21 protein-coding genes and 2 pseudogenes are annotated in these 23,300 nt (G+C 59.4%); 6 read left to right on the top strand and 17 right to left on the bottom strand.

The features are described 5' to 3' along the window. Positions 1 to 96 precede the first annotated feature (96 nt). Together AC3IT9_RS12375 and AC3IT9_RS12370 are read left to right on the top strand one after the other, a co-directional pair. The gene (locus AC3IT9_RS12375) at positions 97 to 957 is read left to right on the top strand and encodes a CAP domain-containing protein (RefSeq protein WP_489273240.1); all 861 of its coding nucleotides are present in this window, start codon (positions 97 to 99) and stop codon (positions 955 to 957) included. Between the two features lie 388 nt (positions 958 to 1,345). Beyond that, positions 1,346 to 1,747 (top strand): GFA family protein, encoded by a 402-nt coding sequence (locus AC3IT9_RS12370; protein ID WP_489273239.1) that lies wholly within the window; start codon positions 1,346 to 1,348, stop codon positions 1,745 to 1,747. A gap of 179 nt (positions 1,748 to 1,926) precedes the next feature. Here AC3IT9_RS12370 and AC3IT9_RS12365 read toward each other — a convergent pair whose 3' ends face one another. Both AC3IT9_RS12365 and AC3IT9_RS12360 read right to left on the bottom strand, forming a co-directional pair. Next, positions 1,927 to 2,559, bottom strand: coding sequence for a Vgb family protein (locus AC3IT9_RS12365; RefSeq protein WP_150725390.1), 633 nt, complete (start codon positions 2,557 to 2,559; stop codon positions 1,927 to 1,929). Positions 2,560 to 2,594: 35 nt separating this feature from the next. Continuing rightward, complete coding sequence (locus AC3IT9_RS12360) at positions 2,595 to 3,815, bottom strand: helix-turn-helix domain-containing protein (protein WP_489273238.1); 1,221 nt, start codon at positions 3,813 to 3,815, stop codon at positions 2,595 to 2,597. 84 nt (positions 3,816 to 3,899) lie between these two features. On the opposite strand from AC3IT9_RS12360, the gene AC3IT9_RS12355 reads away from it, so the two are divergent. After that, positions 3,900 to 4,658 (top strand): DUF899 domain-containing protein, encoded by a 759-nt coding sequence (locus AC3IT9_RS12355; RefSeq protein ID WP_489273237.1) that lies wholly within the window; start codon positions 3,900 to 3,902, stop codon positions 4,656 to 4,658. Between the two features lie 12 nt (positions 4,659 to 4,670). Here the strand turns inward: AC3IT9_RS12355 and AC3IT9_RS12350 are convergent, their stop codons facing one another. The 3 genes from AC3IT9_RS12350 to AC3IT9_RS12340 form a co-directional block, all read right to left on the bottom strand. After that, a complete protein-coding gene (locus AC3IT9_RS12350; RefSeq protein ID WP_489273236.1) occupies positions 4,671 to 4,967 on the bottom strand; it encodes a hypothetical protein in 297 nt (98 codons plus the stop codon). Between the two features lie 33 nt (positions 4,968 to 5,000). After that, positions 5,001 to 5,534, bottom strand: a complete 534-nt coding sequence (locus tag AC3IT9_RS12345) for a molybdopterin-dependent oxidoreductase (RefSeq protein WP_489273235.1) — start codon at positions 5,532 to 5,534, stop codon at positions 5,001 to 5,003. Positions 5,535 to 5,613: 79 nt separating this feature from the next. Further along, positions 5,614 to 6,978, bottom strand: coding sequence for an OprD family porin (locus tag AC3IT9_RS12340; protein WP_489273234.1), 1,365 nt, complete (start codon positions 6,976 to 6,978; stop codon positions 5,614 to 5,616). Positions 6,979 to 8,337: 1,359 nt separating this feature from the next. Here AC3IT9_RS12340 and AC3IT9_RS12335 point away from each other — a divergent pair. Beyond that, complete coding sequence (locus tag AC3IT9_RS12335; RefSeq protein WP_489273233.1) at positions 8,338 to 8,808, top strand: hypothetical protein; 471 nt, start codon at positions 8,338 to 8,340, stop codon at positions 8,806 to 8,808. Positions 8,809 to 8,970: 162 nt separating this feature from the next. Here the strand turns inward: AC3IT9_RS12335 and AC3IT9_RS12330 are convergent. The 3 genes and pseudogenes from AC3IT9_RS12330 to AC3IT9_RS12320 form a co-directional block, all read right to left on the bottom strand. Further along, a pseudogene (locus tag AC3IT9_RS12330) lies at positions 8,971 to 9,162 on the bottom strand (response regulator transcription factor). A gap of 433 nt (positions 9,163 to 9,595) precedes the next feature. Continuing rightward, positions 9,596 to 10,678 (bottom strand): sterol desaturase family protein, encoded by a 1,083-nt coding sequence (locus tag AC3IT9_RS12325; protein WP_489273232.1) that lies wholly within the window; start codon positions 10,676 to 10,678, stop codon positions 9,596 to 9,598. A 77-nt stretch (positions 10,679 to 10,755) separates the two neighbouring features. Then, positions 10,756 to 11,418 carry a VIT1/CCC1 transporter family protein gene (locus AC3IT9_RS12320; protein ID WP_150725366.1) on the bottom strand — a complete coding sequence of 221 codons (663 nt, stop codon included), beginning with the start codon at positions 11,416 to 11,418 and terminating at the stop codon, positions 10,756 to 10,758. Between the two features lie 151 nt (positions 11,419 to 11,569). Here AC3IT9_RS12320 and AC3IT9_RS12315 point away from each other — a divergent pair, with 151 nt between their 5' ends. Continuing rightward, a complete protein-coding gene (locus AC3IT9_RS12315; protein ID WP_150725365.1) occupies positions 11,570 to 11,941 on the top strand; it encodes a DUF3302 domain-containing protein in 372 nt (123 codons plus the stop codon). A gap of 3 nt (positions 11,942 to 11,944) precedes the next feature. After that, positions 11,945 to 12,904 carry an HlyD family secretion protein gene (locus tag AC3IT9_RS12310; RefSeq protein ID WP_150725364.1) on the top strand — a complete coding sequence of 320 codons (960 nt, stop codon included), beginning with the start codon at positions 11,945 to 11,947 and terminating at the stop codon, positions 12,902 to 12,904. Positions 12,905 to 12,986: 82 nt separating this feature from the next. Here the strand turns inward: AC3IT9_RS12310 and AC3IT9_RS12305 are convergent. The 9 genes and pseudogenes from AC3IT9_RS12305 to AC3IT9_RS12265 form a co-directional block, all read right to left on the bottom strand. Next, positions 12,987 to 15,047, bottom strand: a pseudogene (locus AC3IT9_RS12305) (TonB-dependent receptor). A 746-nt stretch (positions 15,048 to 15,793) separates the two neighbouring features. Further along, complete coding sequence (locus tag AC3IT9_RS12300; protein WP_489273231.1) at positions 15,794 to 17,302, bottom strand: aldehyde dehydrogenase family protein; 1,509 nt, start codon at positions 17,300 to 17,302, stop codon at positions 15,794 to 15,796. Beyond that, a complete protein-coding gene (locus tag AC3IT9_RS12295) occupies positions 17,283 to 18,356 on the bottom strand; it encodes an aminoglycoside phosphotransferase family protein (RefSeq protein ID WP_489273230.1) in 1,074 nt (357 codons plus the stop codon). The genes AC3IT9_RS12300 and AC3IT9_RS12295 overlap by 20 nt, the downstream gene beginning before the upstream one ends. Before the next feature lie 5 nt (positions 18,357 to 18,361). Continuing rightward, on the bottom strand, positions 18,362 to 18,706 hold the full coding sequence (locus AC3IT9_RS12290; protein WP_489273229.1) for a cupin domain-containing protein: 345 nt from the start codon (positions 18,704 to 18,706) through the stop codon (positions 18,362 to 18,364). 175 nt (positions 18,707 to 18,881) lie between these two features. Beyond that, the gene (locus AC3IT9_RS12285; protein ID WP_489273228.1) at positions 18,882 to 19,250 is read right to left on the bottom strand and encodes a cupin domain-containing protein; all 369 of its coding nucleotides are present in this window, start codon (positions 19,248 to 19,250) and stop codon (positions 18,882 to 18,884) included. Continuing rightward, on the bottom strand, positions 19,243 to 20,526 hold the full coding sequence (locus tag AC3IT9_RS12280; protein ID WP_489273227.1) for a nucleotide disphospho-sugar-binding domain-containing protein: 1,284 nt from the start codon (positions 20,524 to 20,526) through the stop codon (positions 19,243 to 19,245). The genes AC3IT9_RS12285 and AC3IT9_RS12280 overlap by 8 nt, the downstream gene beginning before the upstream one ends. A 32-nt stretch (positions 20,527 to 20,558) precedes the next feature. Continuing rightward, the gene (locus tag AC3IT9_RS12275) at positions 20,559 to 21,638 is read right to left on the bottom strand and encodes an ABC transporter ATP-binding protein (RefSeq protein ID WP_150759212.1); all 1,080 of its coding nucleotides are present in this window, start codon (positions 21,636 to 21,638) and stop codon (positions 20,559 to 20,561) included. After that, a complete protein-coding gene (locus tag AC3IT9_RS12270; protein ID WP_489273226.1) occupies positions 21,631 to 22,437 on the bottom strand; it encodes an ABC transporter permease in 807 nt (268 codons plus the stop codon). The genes AC3IT9_RS12275 and AC3IT9_RS12270 overlap by 8 nt, the downstream gene beginning before the upstream one ends. Continuing rightward, positions 22,434 to 23,294 (bottom strand): ABC transporter permease, encoded by an 861-nt coding sequence (locus tag AC3IT9_RS12265; RefSeq protein WP_151214762.1) that lies wholly within the window; start codon positions 23,292 to 23,294, stop codon positions 22,434 to 22,436. The genes AC3IT9_RS12270 and AC3IT9_RS12265 overlap by 4 nt, the downstream gene beginning before the upstream one ends. Positions 23,295 to 23,300: the final 6 nt, after the last annotated feature.

The raw sequence follows: 23,300 nt of genomic DNA, 5'->3' as shown, positions 1-23,300 counted from the left end.
AGGTTCACGCCCGCCGTGAACCTTGTTCCAGGAAGCCAGTCATACCCCAGCGTTTTTCCTCTCCTTTCGTCGTCATCTCATCCGAGTTGTCCGTCCATGCGCCAAACCGCCGTTGCCTTGCGCTTTTCTTCGCTGTGCCTGTTTTCCCTGCTCCCCGTTTTTGCAAGCCCCGCCCACGCCGATGGGCAACGGCAACTGGTAGACGCCATCAACGACTATCGCGCCCATCCGCAACGCTGCGACCGGCGGCCGACGCAACGTTTATCACCCCTGACGCTCAAGTCGAACCTGGCCCTGCCCGTTGGTTATGGCGGTGGGTTGCGGGACCGGTTAAAGGCTTCCGGCTATCAGGCAACCATGGTGCGGTCCATCCGTGTGGTGGGTGCACGGGATGCCGAAGAAGCCTTCGATCTGTTCCAGGACGAGCACTGCGCCGCGCTGCTCGACAACCAATACGCCGACATCGGTGTCAGCCGCGCCGGGAGCGAGTGGCAAGTGGTGCTGGCACGGCCGGTGCTCGACGGGAAAACCGGCGATCCACGCAGCGCCGCACAGGCGTTGCTGGCGCAGGTCAACGCAGCCCGGGCCAAGCCGCGCCTGTGCGGTCGCCAGCGGTTCGCCGCCGCACGGCCGCTGTCCTGGAGTGCAGCCTTGGGCTCCGCAGCACAAAGCCACAGCAAGGATATGGCCTACGGCAACTATTTCGCCCACCAGGACCCCGACGGTGACATGCCCTCCGACCGCGCCAGGGCCGCCGGCTACCGTGGCCGGCAGATCGGTGAAAACATCGCCGCCGGGCAAGGTTCACCCAGCAAGGCCATGGCCGGCTGGCTCGCCAGCCCCGGGCACTGCGCCAACCTGATGAACCCGATGTTCACCCAGGTCGGTGCCGCTTACGCCGCCAACGCGCGCAGCGACAACGGTGTTTACTGGACGATGCTGTTTGGCGCGCCTTGAGCCGCTGACCGGACCCACCTTGCGGGCATTAAAAAGCCCGCACTGAGCGGGCTTTGTGGGTGAATGTAATAAGTAGGTGGCCGGTGCTGGTCTCCGGCTTACAAGGTTTATCAGGCCTCCCACAAAAGAGTCGTGAAACTGTAATGGAACTCTTCTGCTTCACACGGCATAAGGGCTGGATCCCAGCGCGGGGATCTTTCTAACCGTGTACCCTTCGGAACGCGCCCCACGTCTCCTTGCTATCCTTTTGCGCATCAGTCTGCGTCTTCACCTACAAGGTTGAGGATAGCAAAACAGGCACGATTGCCAACCGGGCTTTTAGACCGATTTCGACCAGCAGAAAACATGGCTGGACGGAAAAATACTATCGATCCAGGGATGACTTTACATGGATGAGTTTCACCGAGGCAGTTGCCTCTGCGGCGCCGTCAAATATCGCTTGTCGACCGAGCTGAAAGCCGTCACCCATTGCCATTGCAGCCAATGCCGAAAGGGCCATGGGGCTGCGTTTGCAACCTATGCCAGCGCCCCTGCCCTGGCGCTGACCATCATGACCGGCGCAAACTCGCTGCAGGCCTTTGAATCGTCCAGGGGTGTCACACGGCAGTTCTGTTCCCGCTGCGGATCTTCGATGTTCTGGACTGACTCGACAGGACCGTTTTCCGAGTGGATTTCGATTGCCCTCGGCACGCTGGATACGCCGCTACGACCAAACAAGCAAAAACATGTTTTTGTCAGCTCGAAAGCGGATTGGTACGACATCAACGATCAGCATCCACAAACGGACTGAGTGGTGTGAGTGAGCCCCACAGGGTGGGCTGAATTTTTGTGGTCACTGAAGATCCATTGTGGGAGCGAGCCTGCTCGCGATAGCGTCAAATCAGTCAACATTGATGTTGCCTGACACTCTGCAATCGCGAGCAGGCTCGCTCCCACAATGGTTGTACCCGGTGACCTTGCTGGAGAGCCTCACGAAGGCCTACGCACTACCCTCACCTTGCCGCTATCGCCGCCACCGCAGAACAACCGCTCGCCACCATCGGACTCGAGCCCCGACACGCCCACGCCTTCGGGCATTGTCAGGCTCTGCAGCACTTCGCCTGATTGCGGATCGATCCGGCGCAGTTCACTTTCATCGCCCTCCCACGTCCCGTGCCACAGCGCGCCGTCCACCCAGGTCACGCCGGTGACGAAACGGTTGGATTCGATGGTGCGCAGGATCTTGCCGGTCTCGGGGTCGATCTGGTGGATCTTGCGTTCGCGGTACTGGCCCACCCACAGCGTCCCTTCAGCCCAGGTCAGACCCGAATCGGTGCCTGCGCCGGGGGCAGGAATCGTCGAGAGGATACGGCCGGTGCGGGGGTCGATCTTGTGGATGCGGTCTTCGGCGATCTGGAACAGGTGCTCCCCGTCAAACGCGGTGCCGGCATGGGCAGCGACATCGATCGAGCTCAGCACCTTGCCGCTTTCCGGGTCCAGGGCGTTGATTTTGCTGTTGCTGGCGAACCAGACCTTTTCGCCGTCCCAGGTGACGCCGCACACATGATCGACATCGGCAAACGGGCCATATTCACGAATGATTTCAGCAGTTGCGTGTTCCATCTGGCATTCCTCGATAGGGGTTGGTGGCGTTCATCCTAGCCACCGGGCAGCGGCGCCGGGAGTAACAAGGTCGTCGCGAATCCCGGCACGGGCGGCATCATCCAGCGCCGCGCGCGACCACGGCCAAACCACTGCACCTTGCCCTGCTCCGCCAGCGTATCGAGCGCCCGTTGCACTGTACGCTGGCTGGTACCCAGCGCCAGGGCCAGGGCGGAGCTCGACCACGACTCGCCATCGGCGAGGCAAGCCAAAACCCCGGCAAATTTTTCCTCGACCGGTCGCGCCAGTGTCACCACCTCCGTACACACCGGCGATTGCAGGGCATAACCGCGTGCCGTTGCGATGACGTCGGCCAACGGCTTGAGTGCTTTACGCAGCCTGCCGATTTCCACCCGAAGCCGCGCGCGATGGGATTCATCCGAGAGTTTCAGACGAAATGCCCGGGCGATCAGCACTTCCCGCGTAACGTCGGCGGGCCATGCTTCGGCCAACGCACGGGCGAGCACGAACAGGATCGGCCGCGTCGCCAGCGGCACCGACATGCCACAGCCGTGCACAACGTACCGGCAGGCATCCACCACCAGTGACGTTGAACAGAACAACGCCTCAACGTCATCGAGCAACAGCGGCCGTACTTCACCCTGGGCAATCAGGCGTGCGGCGGGGGCATCCAGCAGATACGCAGCGTGCTGGACCTCAGCGATCAGCGCGGCAATCCCGGTTTGACCGGCAGCCTGCCCGGCCCTGTTCAACGCCTCCCGCGCTGCATGCGATTGCAGGCGGCGAATGGAGATCCCCGCCAGCAGCAGTTCATGGGTTGCCCGCAAGGCTGGCGGCAACGGGTCGGGGTCGAGTTCGGCCAATAACTGCTGCGCCTCATCGAGCTGACCAATCAGCAGCAAACGACGGATTTGCAGATAACGCGCATGGGCGGCATTGACCCGGTCACCGTGGTGTTCAAGGGTGACCCGCGCCGTTTCGAGCGCCTTGACCGGCCACCCGAGCTCCCGCGAAGCCAGGGCGATTTCCGCCTCGGCCACCACACAGCGCGCCCGGGCCAGCACTTCCCTGGGCGCAAAGGCCCGTTGCGCGCGCTTGACCAGCGCCCTGGCCCGCACCAGTTCGCCCAGTTGCGCCATGGCGATACCGCGCAGGGCCAGCGCCGGCGCATCGTCGCGCAAGGCCACGCGGTCCAGTGCGCCCAGCGGATTGCCCGCCGCCAGCGCCTGTGCGGCTGCCGTGATCATCGAGTCCATGGAAATCCCGCCACGCTTGTCACTCCCATCATTTGACACTCGGGTTTAGTCTAAATCACCACCTTTCACCAGGAGCGCAGAACGATGAACACTCACAAAACCGCGTCCCGGGACCAATGGCTGGCGGCACGCCTGCAACTGCTCGAAGCGGAAAAGGCCCTGACCCGACGCAGCGATGAAGTGGCCAGACAACGCCAGGCATTGCCTTGGGTTCGCCTCGACAAGGCGTACCGCTTCGATACCGACAACGGCAGCGCCACCCTGGCCGAGCTCTTTCAAGGGCGCTCGCAACTGCTGGTCTACCACTTCATGTTCGGCCCCGACTACACGGCCGGCTGCCCGTCCTGCTCTGCCATCGCCGATGGCTTCGACCCCATCGTCGTCCACCTGGCGAACCACGACGTGACCCTGATGGCGATATCCCGCGCGCCCTTGGCGAAACTACAGGCCTACAAGCGCCGAATGGGCTGGACCTTCCCCTGGGCCTCGGCCGCCGACAGCGACTTCACTGCCGACTTCAATGTCTACTTCACCGAAGCCCAGCAGCGTGAAGGGCTGGTCGAATACAACTACCAGCGCGGCGGTCATGCCATGGACGCCAGTGAAATACCGGAACCGGTGAAACAGTTCGCCGCGACCTGTGGCACCGATGCGCCGACCTACACCCGCGACCGGCCGGGGTTGAGTACGTTTGTGCTGGAAGACGGCGAGATCTATCACACCTATTCCACCTACGCACGGGGCCTGGACGGATTGTGGGGCATGTACCAATGGCTCGACCGCGCGCCCAAGGGCCGCAATGAGACGGGGCCCTGGTGGCGCCGGCATGATGAGTACCAGTGAGCGCCAGCGGTATCACTGTCCGCCGATGAAGACGTCCGCCAGTTTGTCCACCAGCGCCGGCTTGGTCTGGGAGACCCAGCGCCGGGTCGCCCATTCCTGCCATCCCCCGGCACTGTCCAGGGTGTATCGCGGCACAAAGTCGCCGAGGAACCGACCGAGGTTGTGCAGCGTGACGTCATGGCCGGCGTTGGCCATCTGCTCCAGCAAATCCCTCAGGGCCACTTCGAATTCCGGTGGCCACTGTTCGCCGGCCAACACCTGCTCGACCGTAGAATGTCGATCAAGGCCAAGCGAATTGCACACTGGCATTGGCATTTCCCCCGGTACGGCGTTGTGGATGAGTCAACCAAAGATGCTGCACAGCTCAATGCTGCGCAACCACTTCACTTGACGAGTCCCGGAATGACGATCGCTTCCCGAGACCAATGAAAGGTGTTCGCCGAGCTCCGTCTGCCCGTGCGAATGTTGTCGGTACACCACCAGCACCGCATCGCCCACGTCGGTATTGATCAGTTCGTTCCAACTGAACAGCGCGACATAGCCGTCACTGGCACGCGCCACCACATAGGCGCGTTTCCAGCCTTTGGGGTCATCACTCTTCAACCCGGCCTTGAGGACAATTTCCCGCAGCAACACCCCGCGATAGCCCTTTTTCTGTGCTTTTTGCGCATTGCCCTCGCAGGTATTGCTGGTCAGTCTCACCCAGTCGTAACCCGGCATGGCTTGCAGGTCGGCCACGCTCAGGCACAGCGGGTTCTGCACTTGCCCGACCACCTCCAGTGTCTGCTCAGCCACATTGATGATCGGGCGTGACAACAACACGGGTTTGGCGCTGGGGCGAACAAGGCTTTGCACAGTCGAAAAAATGGAACGCATGGCGATGCTCCTCTCGGGGGTTGACCAATCACCTGGCGGTCCTGGGCTGCCCACCGGCAGGCCAGGACCGGTCCCGTGCTTAAAGCAACGGCAGGCTGTAGCTGAGGATCAGGCGGTTTTCATCCAGGTCGCTGCTGGCATTGCCACGCAAGCTGGCGTTACGCCAGGAAATGCCCACCCCCTTGAGTGGGCCGCTTTGCAGCGCGTAGTCGATCCGCAGGTCGCGCTCCCACTCTTTACGATCACCGGCGGCGGAGTCGATATTGTCGCCGCTGAGATAAGTGACCACGGTCTTGAGCCCCGGCACGCCAAGCGCGACGAAGTCATACCCGTACTCGGCCAGCCAGGTGCGCTCGCCGGCGCTGAGGAACTTGCCGATCTGCCGGTCGGTGATCAGGTACGCGGTGGCGCCGTCACCCTGGTTGACGAACGGGAACGCGCTGTCGCCGGAGACTTGCTGGTAACCGGCGCTGAAGGCATGACCACTCAGGCTATAGGTGAACAGGGCACTCCAGGTGTTGTTGTCCACCTCACCGGCGTGGGTGTCGCCCGCTTTCCAGAAACCGCTGCTTTTGTAGCCCTGGGCACGTCCGGCCGCGTTGCCGTTCTTGCCATCGGCGCTGCTGTTGAAATAGCGCAGATCAGTCTTCAGCGCGCCGGGACCGATGGCCATTGTGTGGATCAGGCCGAGGAAGTGCTGTTGGTAGAAATCTTCGAGGCTGCCGTAGTAGTACTGGGCGGTCAGGTCCTTGGTGATCTTGTAGTCGCCGCCGGCGAAGACGAAGCTGTCCGAATCGGCCAGCGCGGTGCTGGCCGGGGTACCGGCGGGACGTGTCGCGCCGCCGATGCGCAGATCGATATCGTCGGTGGAACTGCGGGTCTTGGTGCTTTGCAGCTGGCCGGCGGTGAGTGTCAGGCCGTCGATTTCGCTTGAGGTGATCTGCCCGCCTTCGAAGGTTTGCGGCAGCAGCCGACCGTCGTTGAAGTTGATCACCGGCAACTTGGGCTGCAGGGTACCCAAGCGTGCTTCGGTCTTGGAAATCCGCACTTTGCCGGTCACGCCGCCCTTGGAATACTCATCGACCGCATGGCCGTCGCTGTCCGTGGGAAACAGCGCCCCCGGCGTGCGGTCGATACCGGCCTTGCCCACGCGACCGCCGCTGTCCAGCTTCAGCCCTGTCATGCCGATAGCGTCCAGGCCAAAACCGACGGTGCCCTGGGTAAATCCGGAGATCACGTTGAGTTGCAGCCCTTGCCCCCATTCCTTGGCCTGGTTGGTGTAGGCGGCATTGCCCACCTTGCCCTGGCTTTCCCGGTTGTCCGAATTGAAATAGAAATTGCGCAGGCTCAGCGAGGCCTTGCTGTCTTCGATAAAACCGGCGGCGATGGCCTGGTGGGTCAAGCCACCCAGGGTGATGGCCAGGGCCAGGGGTTGCAGCTTCATTGTGTTTACTCCGGTGCGGGGCTCTTGTTTTTTTGGTGTCCAGGGACCGGGTTTGTCTGAGCTCTGGCGGGCGGATTTCGCTATATATTTTTGTATACAGCGATAGGCGCAGCGAGAGCCTGGAAACCGTCTGGTCGGGCGGCATCTTTCAATATCCTGACTTTTAAGTCAATTTATTTTCCACAAGACATGCAGCCGCTCAAGGAGGTGGCCGAGTCACTGAGCTCTACCGAGGTGTCAGAACCAAAAACTACTGCCGGCATGGTTTCTGAGGTACACGCGAGCGTTTTTTTTGCATGTGAGAATTTGAAAAACAACCAACTTTAGTTTTCCAGGCTACGGTCAAATACAGATTCAACAATAGGGAATGTGGAACTCGCGCAATTTCCAGTCTGGAAAGTTAAATCGGGAAAGCATTCTGTAGGAATCATCTCTCTTGAAAAAAAGAAAATTTACTTAAAATGTAGGACTAAGCTGACTTAACAAACGATCTACGTACTTTAAAATTCTTTCGTACAGAGCCTGACCTGTGTAGACGGGCTCACATCAACTTCGGATAACTGTTCACCTACCCCCTATACCTGCAGGATGGTACTTAGCTTGCTGCGCGGCAGTATAAATAAATCTTTGATCTTCATATTGCCTTGTCATCGGTTCTTATGGCTTATTAGCGCAATATAAGTCTGGCCGGTTTCTACTTGGGCTTACAATGGAAGTCTCGGATCGGTCAGGCTATGGGCGAGTCAGCTACCGGTTTTCGGCACTGGCGTCGTAACAGGAAGCGTGGAACGGTTCGGTGCCTAAAGCAGAAGAATCAAAAGCAGAGCATGAAGCTGTATTTTTAATAATACGACAGAAATCCAACTCCACACCGGACAGATGTTTTGAAAATAGATGATATCGTGTTAATAACTATTTCGCTCGCAATGGCTTTATTCTTGGGACTCGCAGCAAAGGGTTGCGCATTACTTATAAATGCGAAATTCGGCGGCAACATTCGAAGCGAACACCTTCATGTATTCGTCAATCCAATTATCATCTCCATTATAATTTACTACGCTCCAAAATTGACGATTTTTCTAGGTTATCAACCTTGACGACTAATTCCTAATGAACAACAAGACAGTGAGCGGAGTGGGTTCGGGGCCATGGTAGGAGAAGAGATTTATAATGCAGAAAGAGATGCCGCTAACGCTTGAAAACCAAGCGCACTTCCAGGTGGCTTTCAGGGAACTTCTTTTTCCCCTCAGACGCAATCTGGCTCTGATAGTTAAACAACTCAGGGCTCTACTGGACGTATTTTAGCTCAGTACGAATACACCCGACAGAATTAAAACCATAATAAAACATGGTAATTAGATGAAGCGCATGAATAGGGACACATTGAAAAGACTTAAGCTAACAGACCAACCATCAGCAGACCCTCTTAAACTCTTTTCATTAATTGAAAAATCTGTACTAGCTTATATACTGATAGGTTTGGTTTTTATTATCATGAGAAAAACAGGTCTAATAGAAGCAAGCTTGGGCAGCAGCATTGCATGCGGAACCATAGGTTATTTAGTCATAGCTACCAAACTAATCTATCATGACGAAGCGCTTTCCGAGTTAAGAACCCATGCCAATATAGATCCAGACAAACTGAAGATCGCGATGCTCGCAATCGATTATTCAGAAAAGAAAGACGGCGTTTACTACCCCAATAAAAAAACGCTTAGCATTTTTTACTTCTGTAAATCCGAGATTATCACTTACAAAACTAACGATGAAACGGCTATCTTTACGGGACCACACAACAGGCTACTAAGGCTTTCAAATTTAATCGCATGAGATACATATAACTGAGTACTCTATACAAGACACGACACGAGCCACACCTACTAATTACGTTAACCTGTCAACGACCAAAAGACGACCCTGCATCTATAGCTGTGACTATAGGTGCGGCACCGCGCACAAGTAAAAACAATAAATCTCTGAGAGCTAAAGCTATTATTCGCTTTTCATCTCTGCGGCTATTACCGCGAGTTCAACACGACTTGTTACATTAAGTTTTTTGAATGCTGAAGATATGTGACCCCTGACAGGATAGTTACTGACCCTCAGTTGCTGGCCGATTTATTTATTGGTCAAACCATTGACTAATAAGCGCATCACATCACGTTCTCTTCTTGTTATTTTCATTTATTACTCCGTACAAACTCATTCAAATCGCGCCTTGCAACTTCAAGTTTCAAAAACAGGCACGCTGCTACTGCTATTGTTTTGAAGCCAAATAGCTACGAACGAGACGAGCGGAAGAATTAAAAATTTACCGTGAATTTGTAACAGGCTGGTTCCACCAGGTAAGGTCGTTGACCTCGTCTCTCTCGATAAACTTCTGGGTAAATTCAGTGCGTGAGAAAGTCGATGCCGATTGAGCATTGCAAGCGCTGGACACCATGAATCTTCCCAAGGTCAACGCCGCACCTGATCACGCCGGCGGAATCGTCGCCAGCATACCGATCAGGATGGTCAACAGCAGAAAACCGCCGAGAAAAATCGTCATCTTGGCCATGGGGCCTCCCACACTATGAATTGGCGGTACAGGGGCGGCGTGTGCTGCCGTACCGGAGATTTATTGTGGGCTGGCGGCTGTATCCGTTACAGAGGCAGATTGCGCTGAAAAATACGGATCAGATCCGCTTTCAGGCTGTGCTTTCGGGGTTTTTCCAGGAAAGAGTTTGCGCGCGATGTCGACGAAAGGCGTGACGATCAGCCCCTGCAGCGTCAGGTAACGCTCGTGATCCTGCTCACCGGTGCCAAACTGGATGGACTCGGGTGTGGACCGGGTGACGTAGAGCGTGCCGAACATCCAGTCCCACAGTGACAGATTGATGCCGAAGTTCTTGTTGAAGTGTCGCGGTGCATCGCTGTGATGAATCTGGTGTTGCGCCGGGCTGCTCAGCACCCGCTCCAGCACCGGCCCGAAGGAAAACCAGACATGGCTGTGACGCAGGTTGGCCGCCAGGGCATTGAAGATGAACACCATGTAGGTCACGCCAAACAAGGTGTAGCGGCTGATCTCACCGCCACAGACGTACCAGAAGACACCGGCAAACGCGCCGACGCAGATGATGTCCGTGAGCTTTTCGACCACCTCTTCCAGAAAGTGCACGCGGCTGGCCGTCGCCGGCACCAGCACGGGCGCCGAATGATGGACTTTGTGAAAGGCCCACAGATACCGCGAATGAAAAGCGCGATGGCCCCAGTAATGGCTGAAGTCCTTGACCAGAAATACGCCCAGCCCATAGAGCAGGGTCAGCGCCAGGTGCTCCTCCACTTGCGTACGCGCGCCCCACAGTTGGGTGAAGAACGCGATGTAGTCCGCTGAACGCAAGACGTACGGATCCACCAGACCGACGATAGGCAGCACCAGGGCAACCTTGAGGATGGCGAGTACGAAGTAGTAGCGGTAGTCGAGCAGCGCCGAGCGATGCAGGTACACCCGGCGGCCGCCGATGAACTGCCAGAATGAGCGCGCGTCGGTCAGGCCCCGGGATTTCCGGTAGCGGAACAGGCAGTAGGCGACGCCGTAAGACATGCAGAGAAAGGCTAGACCGAGTCTGCCGTTGAAGTCGAAAATGCCCAGGAACTGCCGGGTGACCGGCTCGATCACCCATTGGGATAAATAAAGATGGATTGCGGCGAGAACATCCATACCGGGCTGCCCGACGTAAATGGAAGGGCAATAGTAAATGAGAATGAGTCTTTAGTGTGTTGAATTATGACCGGTTGTCAGCCACCCAGCGCAATGATTGCAAGGATCAGCACGCCCCCCGTGGCGGCCATGATCACCCCACCCTGCCATTGCGTGGCGCCAGCGTATCTGGCGAGCATCCAGCCTGCGATGAACAGCACCACGAGGCCGATCAGGTTGGACAGGCGGATGGCGAGTGCCGTCTGATCGAGCAGTATGAACGGCACCACCAACGGAAATGTCGAGCCCACGACCAACAGAAAAACACCGAGGGCGCCCCTGAAGTCGTTCCAGCCCAGGCCTGCCCTGATCGGCAAGGGGGGCTGCTCAATCAACCGACGGCGCAACAACTCCAGGCCTTCGCTGCCGGCCGCCGTCGCGAACTGCAACGGCAACACCTGCGCAACGAGCGCCTGACCGGCCGCGGCGTCCGCGCCATTGCGCAGGGCCATGTACAGCTTGATCCTGCGCGTGCGCTCGACCAGTGCGCGCAACAGGTACATAACCGCATCCGCCAGTCCCCAGGCGAGATTGCAGCCGAGCGCGGCAATCATCATCGTGCGTTCGGCTGCCTGGTCTGCCGTGGCCACGCTGATGGTGCCGGTGAACGTCATGGCCATCAGCAGGCCGAAGATCACCTCGGTAATGCGCTCGACAGGGTCCAGTACAGGCGCCCTCTCGAATCGACCATTGGTTGGCATGAATTCACCTCGTCGGAGTGTGCTTGCACGATATCGGTCAACGCTTCGGCCAGGCACCGGTTGTTCCGGCTGGATATCCGCATCCCCGTCAAGTGTAGATTGAACGGCTACACTCATGCGCACACGTTATCCGCTTCAAGAGGAGTGGTTCATGCTTGATTACTTCGCCCTGGGCCTGCTGGTCTTTGTCGGGCTTGTCCTGTTTTACGGGATCATTCTGCTCCACGACATCCCCTATGAAATTGCCGTCCACCGCAACCACCCTCACCAGGATGCAATCCACGCCACCGGCTGGGTCAGCCTGTTCACCTTGCACGCGCTGTGGCCGTTCCTGTGGATCTGGGCGATGGCCTATCGAGAGGACCGGGGCTGGGGTTTCAGTGACGGACATTCAGCAAAAAGTCATGTGGTTCACCTCGAACAACAGGTCGCCGAACTGCAAGGCCGGATCGAGCGCCTCGAGGCGGCGACGGGCACGACGCAGAACCGGGTACCAACGGACAATCTCGGCGAGGGCATTTGAGCCATGGATCTCTTACTCATTCTGACGTATGCCGCTCTCTGCGTAGCCATCTTCAAGATCTTCCGCATCCCCCTGAACAAATGGACGGTGCCCACGGCGGTGCTGGGCGGAGTCGTGATTATCGGCGCGCTGATTTTCACGATGAACTACAACCACCCCTATTCCGAGGTGGCGCGTTCCTATTTCGTATCGGTTCCGGTGATACCCGTGGTCAGTGGCCAGGTGATCGATGTACCGGTGAAGACCAACCAGCCCCTGGAAAAAGGCGATGTGCTGTTTCGCATCGATCCCGCGCCGTTCGAGTACCGACTGAAATCCCTCAAGGCACAACTGATTGCCGCCCAGGCCGATCGCGCGCGGATCACCGAGCTGATCAAGCGTAATTTCAGTACCCAACGGGAACTGGACATTGTGGTCGCGCGCAGTGATGACCTGAAGGCACAACTGGACAACGTGCAGTACGAACTCGACAACACCACCGTCCGCGCGCCGAGCAAAGGCTTCGTCACCCACGTTTCGTTGCGTCCGGGCATGATGGCGACCAAGTTGCCGCTGCGCCCTTCGATGGTCTTCATTCCCGCCGAAGGGCATTACTTCGCGGCGTGGATGCGGCAGAACAGCCTGTTGCGCCTGACCGAGGGCGACGAGGCCGAAGTCGCTTTTGACGGCATTCCCGGAAAGGTTTTCGAAGGCAAGGTCAAAACCGTGGTTTCGGTCATCGCCGAAGGCCAGGTTCAACCGTCGGGCACGCTGATCGGCTTCACTGGATCACCACCGGCCGGCCGGGTTCCGGTGATCATTGAAATCACCGATCCCGACTATGCCCAGTACGCCGGCCAGATGCCCGGCGGTGCCTACGGCCAGGCGGCGTTGTACAGCCAGCATTTCCATCACATCGCGATGATGCGCAAAATCCTCCTGCGCATGGCCGCCTGGATGAACTACATCTTTCCGTTCCACTAACCCGGCATCGACGGCAACTGGCTCAATCCTTGAATTGGGTCAGTTGCCGGCCGGTTGTGCCAGACGCCTGGCATCCGTCGCTTTACATGTCGTAGCGCAGAATCAACCCCACCGTGCGAGGTGCGCCGGCATCGACGATGTCGCCACTGCGGTTGTTGGTGATGTATTCCTTGTCGAAGGCGTTCTTCACGAAACCGGACACGGCAACGTTTTTGGTGACCTTGTATTCGGTGTTGAAGTTGGCCAGCCAATAGTTGTCGCTCTGACGCTCGCCGGTGACCTGCCCTGCGTCGTCGAACTCGTATTCCGACGGAGTGGTGCTCTGGTAGGTGACATCGGTGTTGAACGTCAGGCGGTCGTCCCAACGATAGGTGCCGCCGACCGACATCTTGTACTTGGGCGCATACAGGAACGATTCGCCGCTCATGTCGCGGCCATCACCTGTGACGAAGTCCTTGTACTTGCCATCGGTGATGGCACCACCGGCGGTCAGGGTCAGTTGCTCGGTAAGGTCTTTTTCGACGAAGACTTCCAGGCCCTTGATGTCGCTGCTGCCGGCGTTGAAGATGTGAGCGAACTGTGTGTCCGGGTCCAGCACGCTGACCTGCTGGTCCTTCCAGTCGGTGTAGTACAGGTTGGCGCGGGTCCGCAGGGTCTGGTCGAAGAACGATCCCCGGTAGGACAACTCGTAGTTGGTGGTGTATTCCGGATCGTACGGTTCGTGACCGCCACCGGCACGGACGTTGACGCCACCGCCGCGATAGCCTTTCTGCACCATGAAGCCCAGGTACTGATTGGCGGCCAGTTCATGGTCGATACCCAGTTTCGGCAACAGCGCATCAAACGATTTGCTGACATTGCCAGGGCTGGAGAAGTCGTCCTGGTCGATATCGGTGTCGTTGGTCTCGTGGTCGTAGCGCAGACCGGTGATCAAGGTCCAGCGCGGGGCGAACGTCCAGTTGATTTCACCGAACACTGCCTGGTTTTCAATCGTCGTGTCGCCCTTGGCGGTGCCGAACAGTTCGTCGTCGAACAGCAATTTGTCGTGGAAGTTGTTGGTACTGCGGCCGTAATAGGCGCCGACGAAGCTCTTCACGGTGTCCGAGGCGTAATTCAGACGCAGTTCCTGACTGAACAGGTCGCCGTCCTGCTTGCGCAGAACCACCTGGTTGTCCACGGCCGTCTGGTCGAAGTCCAGGCGGGCGTCGTAGTCCGAGCTGGTATTGGCCGTGAGGCTGGTCAGGGACCAGTGATCGTCCAGGCGGTAATCGACCTTGGCGCTGACGGTGTCCTGGCTGAGTTTGTCGTACGCATCGGTATTGGATGAAATCTTGTAGTAGCGGACCTTGTCGTTTTCACGCATGACCGAGTTGTCGCCCTTGCGGCTTTCACCGTGGGCGTAGGTCAGCAGCACATCGAGATCGTCGTTGGGCAGGATCAACAGCTTGCCGCGGGCATTGCTGGTACGGGTCGGGTTGGCGTCGTTACCCAGTGCGATATTGTCTATATAGCCGTCGCCTTCCTGATAATCCACGGCGATACGGCCGGCTATCTTGTCGTCGACGATCGAACCGCCGCCGGCCACTGCCGCTCCGCGCTCGTTGTAGTTCCCGGCGTTGGTCTGCGCGGAAAAACTCGGTTCGAAGGTTGGGTTTTTGGTCTGGATGACAACGGCACCGGCCAGCGAGTTACGGCCCTGGGTGGTGGACTGCGGGCCAAGGAAGACTTCAACCTGCTCGACGTCCCACAGCGGCATCGGGCTGAGGGTCAGTGCGCGGTTCGGCTGCACGGCGCCGTCGACGAACACCGAGACCGCGCCGTTGAGCGTGGCCGGTCCCTGGTCATCGAAACCGGACACCGGTACACCACGAATGCCCCAGTTTTCGTTACCGGCCTGGTTGTACACGCCCGGCGTACGGGCGAATACGTCGACCAGGTCATGGTCGGCCTTTTCCCGCAGCTATTTGTCGGTGACGACCACTACGCTCGACTGGGTCTGTTCCAGGGTGCGGTTGATTTTTTCACCCGTCACCGTGATCGGGGCGATTTCCATTGTGTTCGACTGCTCGGCCGCCCATGCGCTGTTCATCAGGCAAGCCGCCGACCCCACAGCCAACGCAATTGTATTTTTTTTGAAATTCACGCCCCGCTCCCCTGCGACAGATATTTTGTTTTTTTCTTACATCCAGAAAGCTGTTTTCCTACAGCGGGCGGGAGTCTAATCGAAAGCAATGCAGAAACAAATACTATTGATAACTCCTCTCATTTGTATTTGAGCAACCGACATGTATCAAATCGAATACATTTGAATTCGATTTGTGCCGCCTCAGGCAACGCTGTTTTTATGGATTTCAGGTGTTCAACGGCAGGTTGTGGCGCATCACGCAAGGAGACGCATGCAGGCGAAGGGTCGGCGGGAGTAGGCCCAGACAGTGGCACGCACCATTGCGGTGCTTGAATTATCGGCAAGGAGATATCGGGAAACGTCGAGCGAGGCAGCGAGGGTCGGCGCTAAATAATCCAATACAGCAGCAGGCGAGAAGCAATCCAGTGAGACGCCTGGACCACTCCCCATGCCAGCAGGGCACACATCAACAGGTAGCCCGCAAGGAACTTGAACATCGCCTCCCTTTCCATGCAACCCTCCCGGCTTTACAGCCAAACAGGGCGTTCAATGCCAACGCGTAACCGTTACGACGTCCCGTCTCGCCCGTGTAGGCTTCGATTGCCAGAATGGTTTCCAGTTCCATAGGCGCACAAATCGGGAAAAAACCTTGGGCAGCGGCGAACGCATGCGCGTGCCCTGCCCTGCCCTGCCGCGAGAATCACCGCCAGCGTCGGCCAACCCATGTTGTCGCTCATCGCGATCCTCCTGTGTGCATCCCGGCTTCAGGCCGGATCGCGATAGAACACGTCGTCGGCATACGGATACCACCAGTCCTGAATCTTCGGCTGGTGGTCGATGATGACCATTTTCGAGCGGCGGAACGCTTCCAGCCCCTGACGCCCGAGCTCGCGCCCAAGGCCGGACATCTTCCAGCCACCGAACGGCAGCGCATCGTTGTCGATCAGCGGATTGTTGACCCAGACCATCCCCGCCTCCAGACGCTCGGCGGCTTCCATGGCTTCGGCCAGGTCCGTGGAAAACAGCGAGGCACCGAGGCCGAACGGCGAGTCGTTGGCCAACCGCACCGCCTCATCGAAATCGCTGACCCGGCAGATCGCCGCCACCGGGCCGAAGCACTCTTCCTGCAGAATCGCCATGTCGCCGGTCACGCCGGTGAGGATGGTCGGCTCATAGAACCAGCCGACGCTGTGCTCGGGCGGAATCCGTCCGCCACACACCACTGTCGCGCCCTTGGCCACGGCGTCATCGACCAGGCGCATGACCTTGTTGCGTGCCGCCTCGCTGACCATCGGCCCGATCTCAGAACGTTCCAGGCCATGGCCAATGCGCAATGCGCGGCTACGCTCGGCGAACCTGGCGACAAACTCGTCATGGATTTCATCGACGACGTAGAAGCGTTCCGCCGAGGTGCAGATTTGCCCGCTCAAATGGAACGCCGCCGTCACCGCCCCCGCCGCCGCCACGTCCAGCGGCGCATGCCTGGAGATGATCAGCGGATCGCTGCCACCGGCCTCGATCACGCACGGTTTCATCCGTTCGGCGCAGGCCACGGCCACCGCCTTGCCTGCCGCCACGCTGCCGGTGAACGCCACCGCGTGGGTCTGCGCCGACTGCACCAGCAATTGCGCGGTGAGCGCATCGCCCGGCACACAAGACACCAGCCCAGGCAGCAACGCAGTGAAGTGTTCCATGAACTTGAGGGTGCACAGGGTCGTGGCTTCCGCCGGCTTGATGATGCAGGCATTGCCCGCCGCCAAAGACGCGGCGACCGTCCAGCACATCAGCAGGATCGGAAAGTTGAACGGCATGATGTGCACGCTGACGCCGTACGGCTCGTAACGCACATGCTGGAACGAACCGATCTGCGTGGTGCCGGCGACCTTGCCGGCATCGTCCCGGGCCATCTCCGCGTAGTAGCGAAAGATCGGCGCGCAGTTGGCCAGCTCGCCCATGGCTTCTGGAAACGGCTTGCCCATCTCCAGGGTCATCAGGCGTGCGACTTCACGGTTGCAGGTCACGCTCTGTTCGATGGCATTGGCCAGTTGATGCAGGCGCGCGGCGCGGCTTTTCGCGTCGATCAAGCGCCATTGGCGTTGCGCGGCGGTGGCGGCATCGGTGGCGGCTTGCACATCGGCTGCGCCACACACGCCGACTTGCCCGACCGGTTGCAGGGTCGCCGGGTCGAGCACTTCGCGCACACGGCCATCGGTCAGCGGCAGGAATTCAGAATTGATGAAACGCAATGCGGTGTCAGTGTTGAACGTGGCCATGGGATGATCCTTGAACCAATCGATAAGGGGTTTCGCGCAACGTCGCCAGGGTCTCGGCGGGCAGTTGATCGCGCCAGCCCGGCACGTGCCGGTCGAGCCATTGGCGCAGCGGCGCAAAGGCCTCGGCGTCCAGGGCGCGGACAAACAAACCCAGGGTGCGCGGCAGGTGCGCGAGGTAACCGTGCTTGCCGTCACGACCAGCCAGGCGCACGAAAATCCCCAGCACCTTGGCATGACGCTGGACGGCCAGGCGCCGGTAATCTTCGAGAAAAACCGGAGCATCCAGTTCCGGGCGCTGCAACAGGTAATGGCTGATCAGTGCTTCCCGCAGCGCTTCGGGCACATCGCGCCGGGCGTCTTCGAGCAGCGACATCAGGTCATAGGCCGCCGCCCCGACCAGAGCGTCCTGGAAATCCAGCAAGCCGCAGGCCGCCACGCCTTCACGGCCTTGCAGCAGCATCAGGTTGTCGACGTGAAAGTCGCGCAGCACCAGGGCTTCGCGGCGTTTTGCGACGTCGCGGCAGGCGTCGGCGAACAACGCCAGATACGACTCGCGCAGGTCTTGCGCCGCGTCCTTGCCGATCAGCAGCGGCACGTACCAGTCGATAAACAGCGCGTACTCGTCCGCCAGTCGCTGCCCGTCGTAAGGCGCCAGTTCCGTGGCTGGCGCTGCGCGATGCAACGCCACCAGCGTATCGACCGCCAGGTGATACAACGCCGACTCCGAATGCCCGGCCAGCAGCAGCCGGGTATAGGTGTCGTGACCGAAATCCTCGATCAACGCCAGCCCCGCCGCCTCGTCTACTTCCAGCAAGGCCGGCGCGGACAGGCCCAGCCCCTGCAACTGCCGGGCGATCCGCACGAACGGGCCGATCGGCTCGCTGTGTGGCGGCGAATCCATCAGCAACAGGCCGGCGCCGTCCAGGCGGAAATACCGCCGGGTCGAAGCATCCGCCGGCAAGGCAACCAACAAGGTCCCGGCGAAACCGGCACGGGCCAGAAAGGCGGCGCGCTGGTCTTCACGGGTTGGCAATGAAGCCCGTGCATCTGTCATGGCGATCACCGGATCATGTAGACCTTTTTGATGGTCTCGTGGACGGTGCACACACCCTTCCAGTCCTTGCCGAAGAAGGCGGCGGTGTCCGGCTTGATCTCGATCACTTCGCCGGACTCGTGGACGTAAGTGCAGTGACCTTCGAGAAAGTGGCAGAACTCGTCGCTGGTGACATGGCAGAACCACTTGCCCGGGGTGCAGATCCAGATACCGCATTCGGACTGGCCTTCGGGGCCTTTGTGCAGCACTACGCCGGATACACGGGACTCACCTTCAAGCATGGTCGGGATCACGCCCCAATCCTTGACGTCAGTGATGCTCAGCGGGTCGTACAGAAACGGGGTAGTCATTGTTTTTCTCCAAAAAAGTCCGTTGGCCCAATGCCGATCAGACACCGCGATCCTTGTGGGAGCGAGCTTGCTCGCGATGGCGCAATAACATTCAACATCAACGTTGACTGACCCGCCGCCATCGCGAGCAAGCTCGCTCCCACAGGTTTCGCCTTTTAACCGTTCAGCATCAGGTTCAAGCCAGCATGTACACGTTGCGCAGGGTTTCGCGGACGTTGCATTCGCCCGTCCAGCCGGCCGGGAACAGCACCAGGGTGTTGGGGCGCACCTCGATCACTTCGCCGTTGTCATGACGGTACGTGGCGTGCCCCGCGATGAAGTGGCACAGCTCGTCCCGGGGAATCGACAGCCGCCAGCGCCCGGGGGTGCACACCCACAACCCGGTTTCCGGACTGTTGTTCGGGCCCTTGAACAGCAAGCGGCCGCTGGAATGCGAGACACCTTCGACGGCGTCGCTCTGCACGCCCCAGTCCACCAGGTCGGTGCGGCTGCTGACGGCTTCGAGGTACGGCGTGATACCCGCCGTGGTGGATGAATCAGGCATCGTTAAGCACCTTGTCAAGAATCGCGGCCGCGTCTTGCGGCCCCTTGCGGGATTGCATTTGCGCGCTGGTGCGCTGCAGGCGTTGGCGCATCGCCTCATCGTTGAGGCACGCGTGGAGTTTTTCCGCGAGCTGTTCTTCGCTCCATTCGTAGCGATCGAGCTTGAAGCCGTGGCCGCTTTCTTCGGCGCGCATGGCGTTGTCGTGGCCGTCCCAGACGTAGGACATGACGATCGCCGGTTTGCCGAAGAACAGGCACTCGGTGAAGCTGTTGTTGCCGCCGTGGTGGATCACCGCGTCGACCTGGGCGATCACCGACGGCTGCGGGAACCAGTTGGAAATCTGCACGTTGTCCGGCAGGTCCGGGTATTCGTCGAGGTGTTCGCCGACGTTGAACAGCGCCCGGTAAGGCAGCTTGCCCACTGCATCGATCAGGCGTTTGAGCAGCTCGACATCGCCGGAACCGAGGCTGCCGAAACTGGCGTACAGCAGCGGCTTGTCGTTGTGGGCGCGGAACTGAGGGATCTCGTACGGCGTGTCGTGGCGCACGCAACCTTGCAGGTAATGGAAACGCTCGGCGGGCAGCGGATGGCGGCGGTCGAACTTGACCGCATCCGGGTACAACAACAGGTTCATGAACGGCGAGGCTTCAAAGAATGTGCCCAGCGGATAGGGCTGCTCGCCATGGGCCTGGAGGAACTGGTTGAAGTCGTCGTGGATCGGCCCGACCACTTCCTCGAAACGCTGGCGGAATTGCACGTGGCCGGCCTTGTCGTCGATGCTCATGCCCGACAGGTGCGGCGGGATATCCGGGTCTTCGATCTCGTTTTCCGAGCAGGAAATGATCCGCACCCACGGCTTGCCGTATTGCTTGATCGCCGGGAACAGGATCACGTTGTCGACGCAAATCAGGTCGGGCCTGACCTTGTCCAGCACCGCCGGCAGGTCCTTTTGCGCCCACTTGGCGGTTTCGACGATGGCCGCCCAGCATTCCTTGACGTAGTTGTCGATCTGTTCCAGCGGCGACTTGCGGAAATTCGGAATGTGGCCGTTGATGAAATCCACCCAATAGCGGGCCATTTCTTCGGCCGGCATCGGCGCCGACATGTTGACCATGTGCTCTTCAAAACCATAACCGGCGTAGACACCGCTCATGCCCGGGTCGGTGAGGAACACCGCTTTGTGCCCCAGGGCTTCACAGGCCTGGGCGATACCCACTGAGTTCAGCGCCGGGCCGTAGGCGGCTTCGGGGAAGAATGCGATCACTTTCTGTTTCATCGAGTGCTGCTCCTGCCTGGTCTTTTTATTGTTCAGCGCGTCAATACGCGGGCATGCCGGGCCTGCCAGCCCAGCCGGATGGTCGTGTCGATTGCAAAATGGGCGAATTCGAACTGTGAGGACGGCACGCGCACGATCAGCGGTTTATCGCTGAGGGGGGTCTGCACGTGCAGGTTGGTGTCGAGGCCGTGGTAGGCGACTTCGACGATCTTGCCGCTGACCTGGTTGGCGCAATCGCCGCCCTGCTCCGTCAGCACTTGCAGGCGTTCGGGGCGCACCACCACGGCGACGGCTTGGCCGGTCACCAGCGGCGCGTCGGTTTCGACGCTCAGCTCCTGGCCGTTGACCCGTACCGAGTGCCGGCCCGAGCGCACGCCTTCGAGCAGGTTGCTGACGCCGATGAAGTTGGCGACAAAACGGCTGTTTGGGTTTTCGTAGAGTTCGGTCGGGCTGCCGCACTGGCACACCTTGCCGCCGTCGAGCACCGCCATGCGGTCGGACATCACCAGGGCTTCTTCCTGGTCGTGGGTGACGATGATGAACGTGATGCCGCTCTCGTGTTGCAGGCGCTTGAGTTCCAGCTGCATCTTTTCCCGGAGTTTCTTGTCGAGGGCGCCCAAGGGCTCGTCGAGCAGCAACACTCGCGGGCGTTTGACCAATGCCCGTGCCAGCGCCACTCGCTGGCGCTGGCCGCCGGAAAGCTGATCGGGTTTGCGTTCGGCCAGCTCACCCAGTTGCGCGGTGCTCAGCACTTCATCGACCCGGCGCCGGATTTCGCTTTCCGGCAGGCGCTCCATTTCCAGGCCGTAGGCGATGTTCTTGCGCACGGTCATGTTGGGAAACAGCGCGTAGGACTGGAACATCAGGTTCAGCGGACGCTTGTTGGCCGGCAGCGGCGAGATGTCATTGCCGTCCAGGTAGATGCAGCCACCGCTGGGGGTCTCGAAACCGGCGAGCATGCGCAGCAGCGTGGTCTTGCCACAGCCGGACGGCCCGAGCAGAGCGAAGAACTCGTTCTCGCGGATGCTCAGCGACACCTCGTTGACCGCCAGGCCGTTGCCATAAGACTTGCTGACCTTATCCAGGATCAGTACCGCAGATGAATTATTCATGGGTGCGAGGAGCCTTGTTGAGACGCTGCGAAGCCAGCAGCGCGGTGATGCTGACCAGCATCACCAGCGTCGCCAGAGCGTTGATTTCCGGGGTGACGCCGAAGCGGATCATGGCGTAGATCTGCATGGGCAACGTGGTCGAGGCCTGGCCGGAGCCGGAGTTGAAAAAGGCGATGATGAATTCGTCCACCGACAGGGTGAACGAGAGCAATCCACCGGCCAGCACACCGGGAAAAATCACCGGCAGCAGCACCCGGCGGAACGTGGTGAGCCAGCTCGCCCCCAAGTCGATCGAGGCTTCGAGGATCGAATAGTCGAAGTGCTTGAGCCGCGTGCGCACCACCGCACAGACGAAGGCGATATTGAACACGGCGTGGCTGATGATGATCGAGTGCAGCCCCAGGCCGACCTTGAGCAGGTTGAAAAAGCTCAGCAGCGCAATCGCCAGCACGATGTCGGGAATGATCATCGGCGCCATCAGCAAGGTGTCGACCACCTGGCCTTTGTCGTTGCCCTTGCGGCGCAACTCGATGCCCAGCGCCAGGAATGTGCCGAGCACGCAGGCAATGAAGGTCGCCGACAAGGCAACGACCAGGGTGTTGAGCGCCGCCGACAGAATCGCCGTGTTGTGCGCCAGTGCCGCGTACCACTTCAGCGATACGCCACCCCATGCGGTGGGCAAGCCGGACTTGTTGAACGACAGCAGGATCAACACCAGGATCGGTATATAAAGGAAGGCGTACACCAGCCCCAGGTGTGACCCCAGCAAAGTGCCGCTGACAGAACGTGGCTGACTCATGAGCGCGCCCCTTCTGCACGACGGGCCACCAGTGCCTGGATGAACAACAGGATCAGCATGATCGCGATCAGGAAGAAGCTCAGCGCCGCACCGAACGGCCAGTCCCGCGCCGTGAGGAACTGCGAATAGATCAGGTTGCCGACCATCTGCACCTGCTTGCCGCCCAGCAGGTCGGCAGTGATGAAGTTGCCGATGCTCAGCACGAAGACAAACACTGCGCCCGCCGCGATACCCGGCACGCTCAGCGGCAGGATGATCCGGCGGAAGGTCATCCAGCCCGAGGCACCGAGGTCTTTCGAGGCGTCCCACAATTCGTTGTTGATCCGCGACAGCGACGAGAAAATCGCCAGGATCACAAAGGGGATGTAGTTGTAGACCAGCCCCAGCACCACGGACGACTCGGTGTACAGCAGGCTGATGGGTTCGCCGCTGTAGCCGAGCATTTGCAGCAGGCGGTTGATCAGGCCTTCGCGGTTGAGCAGGACGATCCAGGCGTAAGTGCGGATCAGGTAATTGCTCCAGAACGGCAGCATCACCAGAAACAGGTACACCGCCTGACGCCGCCGTGGCGCACGAGCAATCGCATAAGCTGCCGGGTAGCCAATGAGCACAGCAAACAGTGTGGCCAATCCGGCAATCTTGGCCGACTTGAGCAGGATGCCCAGGTACAGCGGATCGAACGCACGCTGGTAGTTTTCCCAGGTGAACAACCAGTCGATGCCGCCATACGCGCCGCGTTCGACGAAGCTGTAGACCAGCACCAGCAGGCACGGAATCACCAGGAACATCAGCAGCCAGCCAAAGCCGGGCGCAAGAAGCCAGGCCGACAGACGCCTGTCAGCATGCAAAGCACTCATTACCCA

Source organism: Pseudomonas sp. KH_046_1, assembly GCF_057839025.1.
This window is presented reverse-complemented; position numbering and strand designations above follow the sequence as displayed.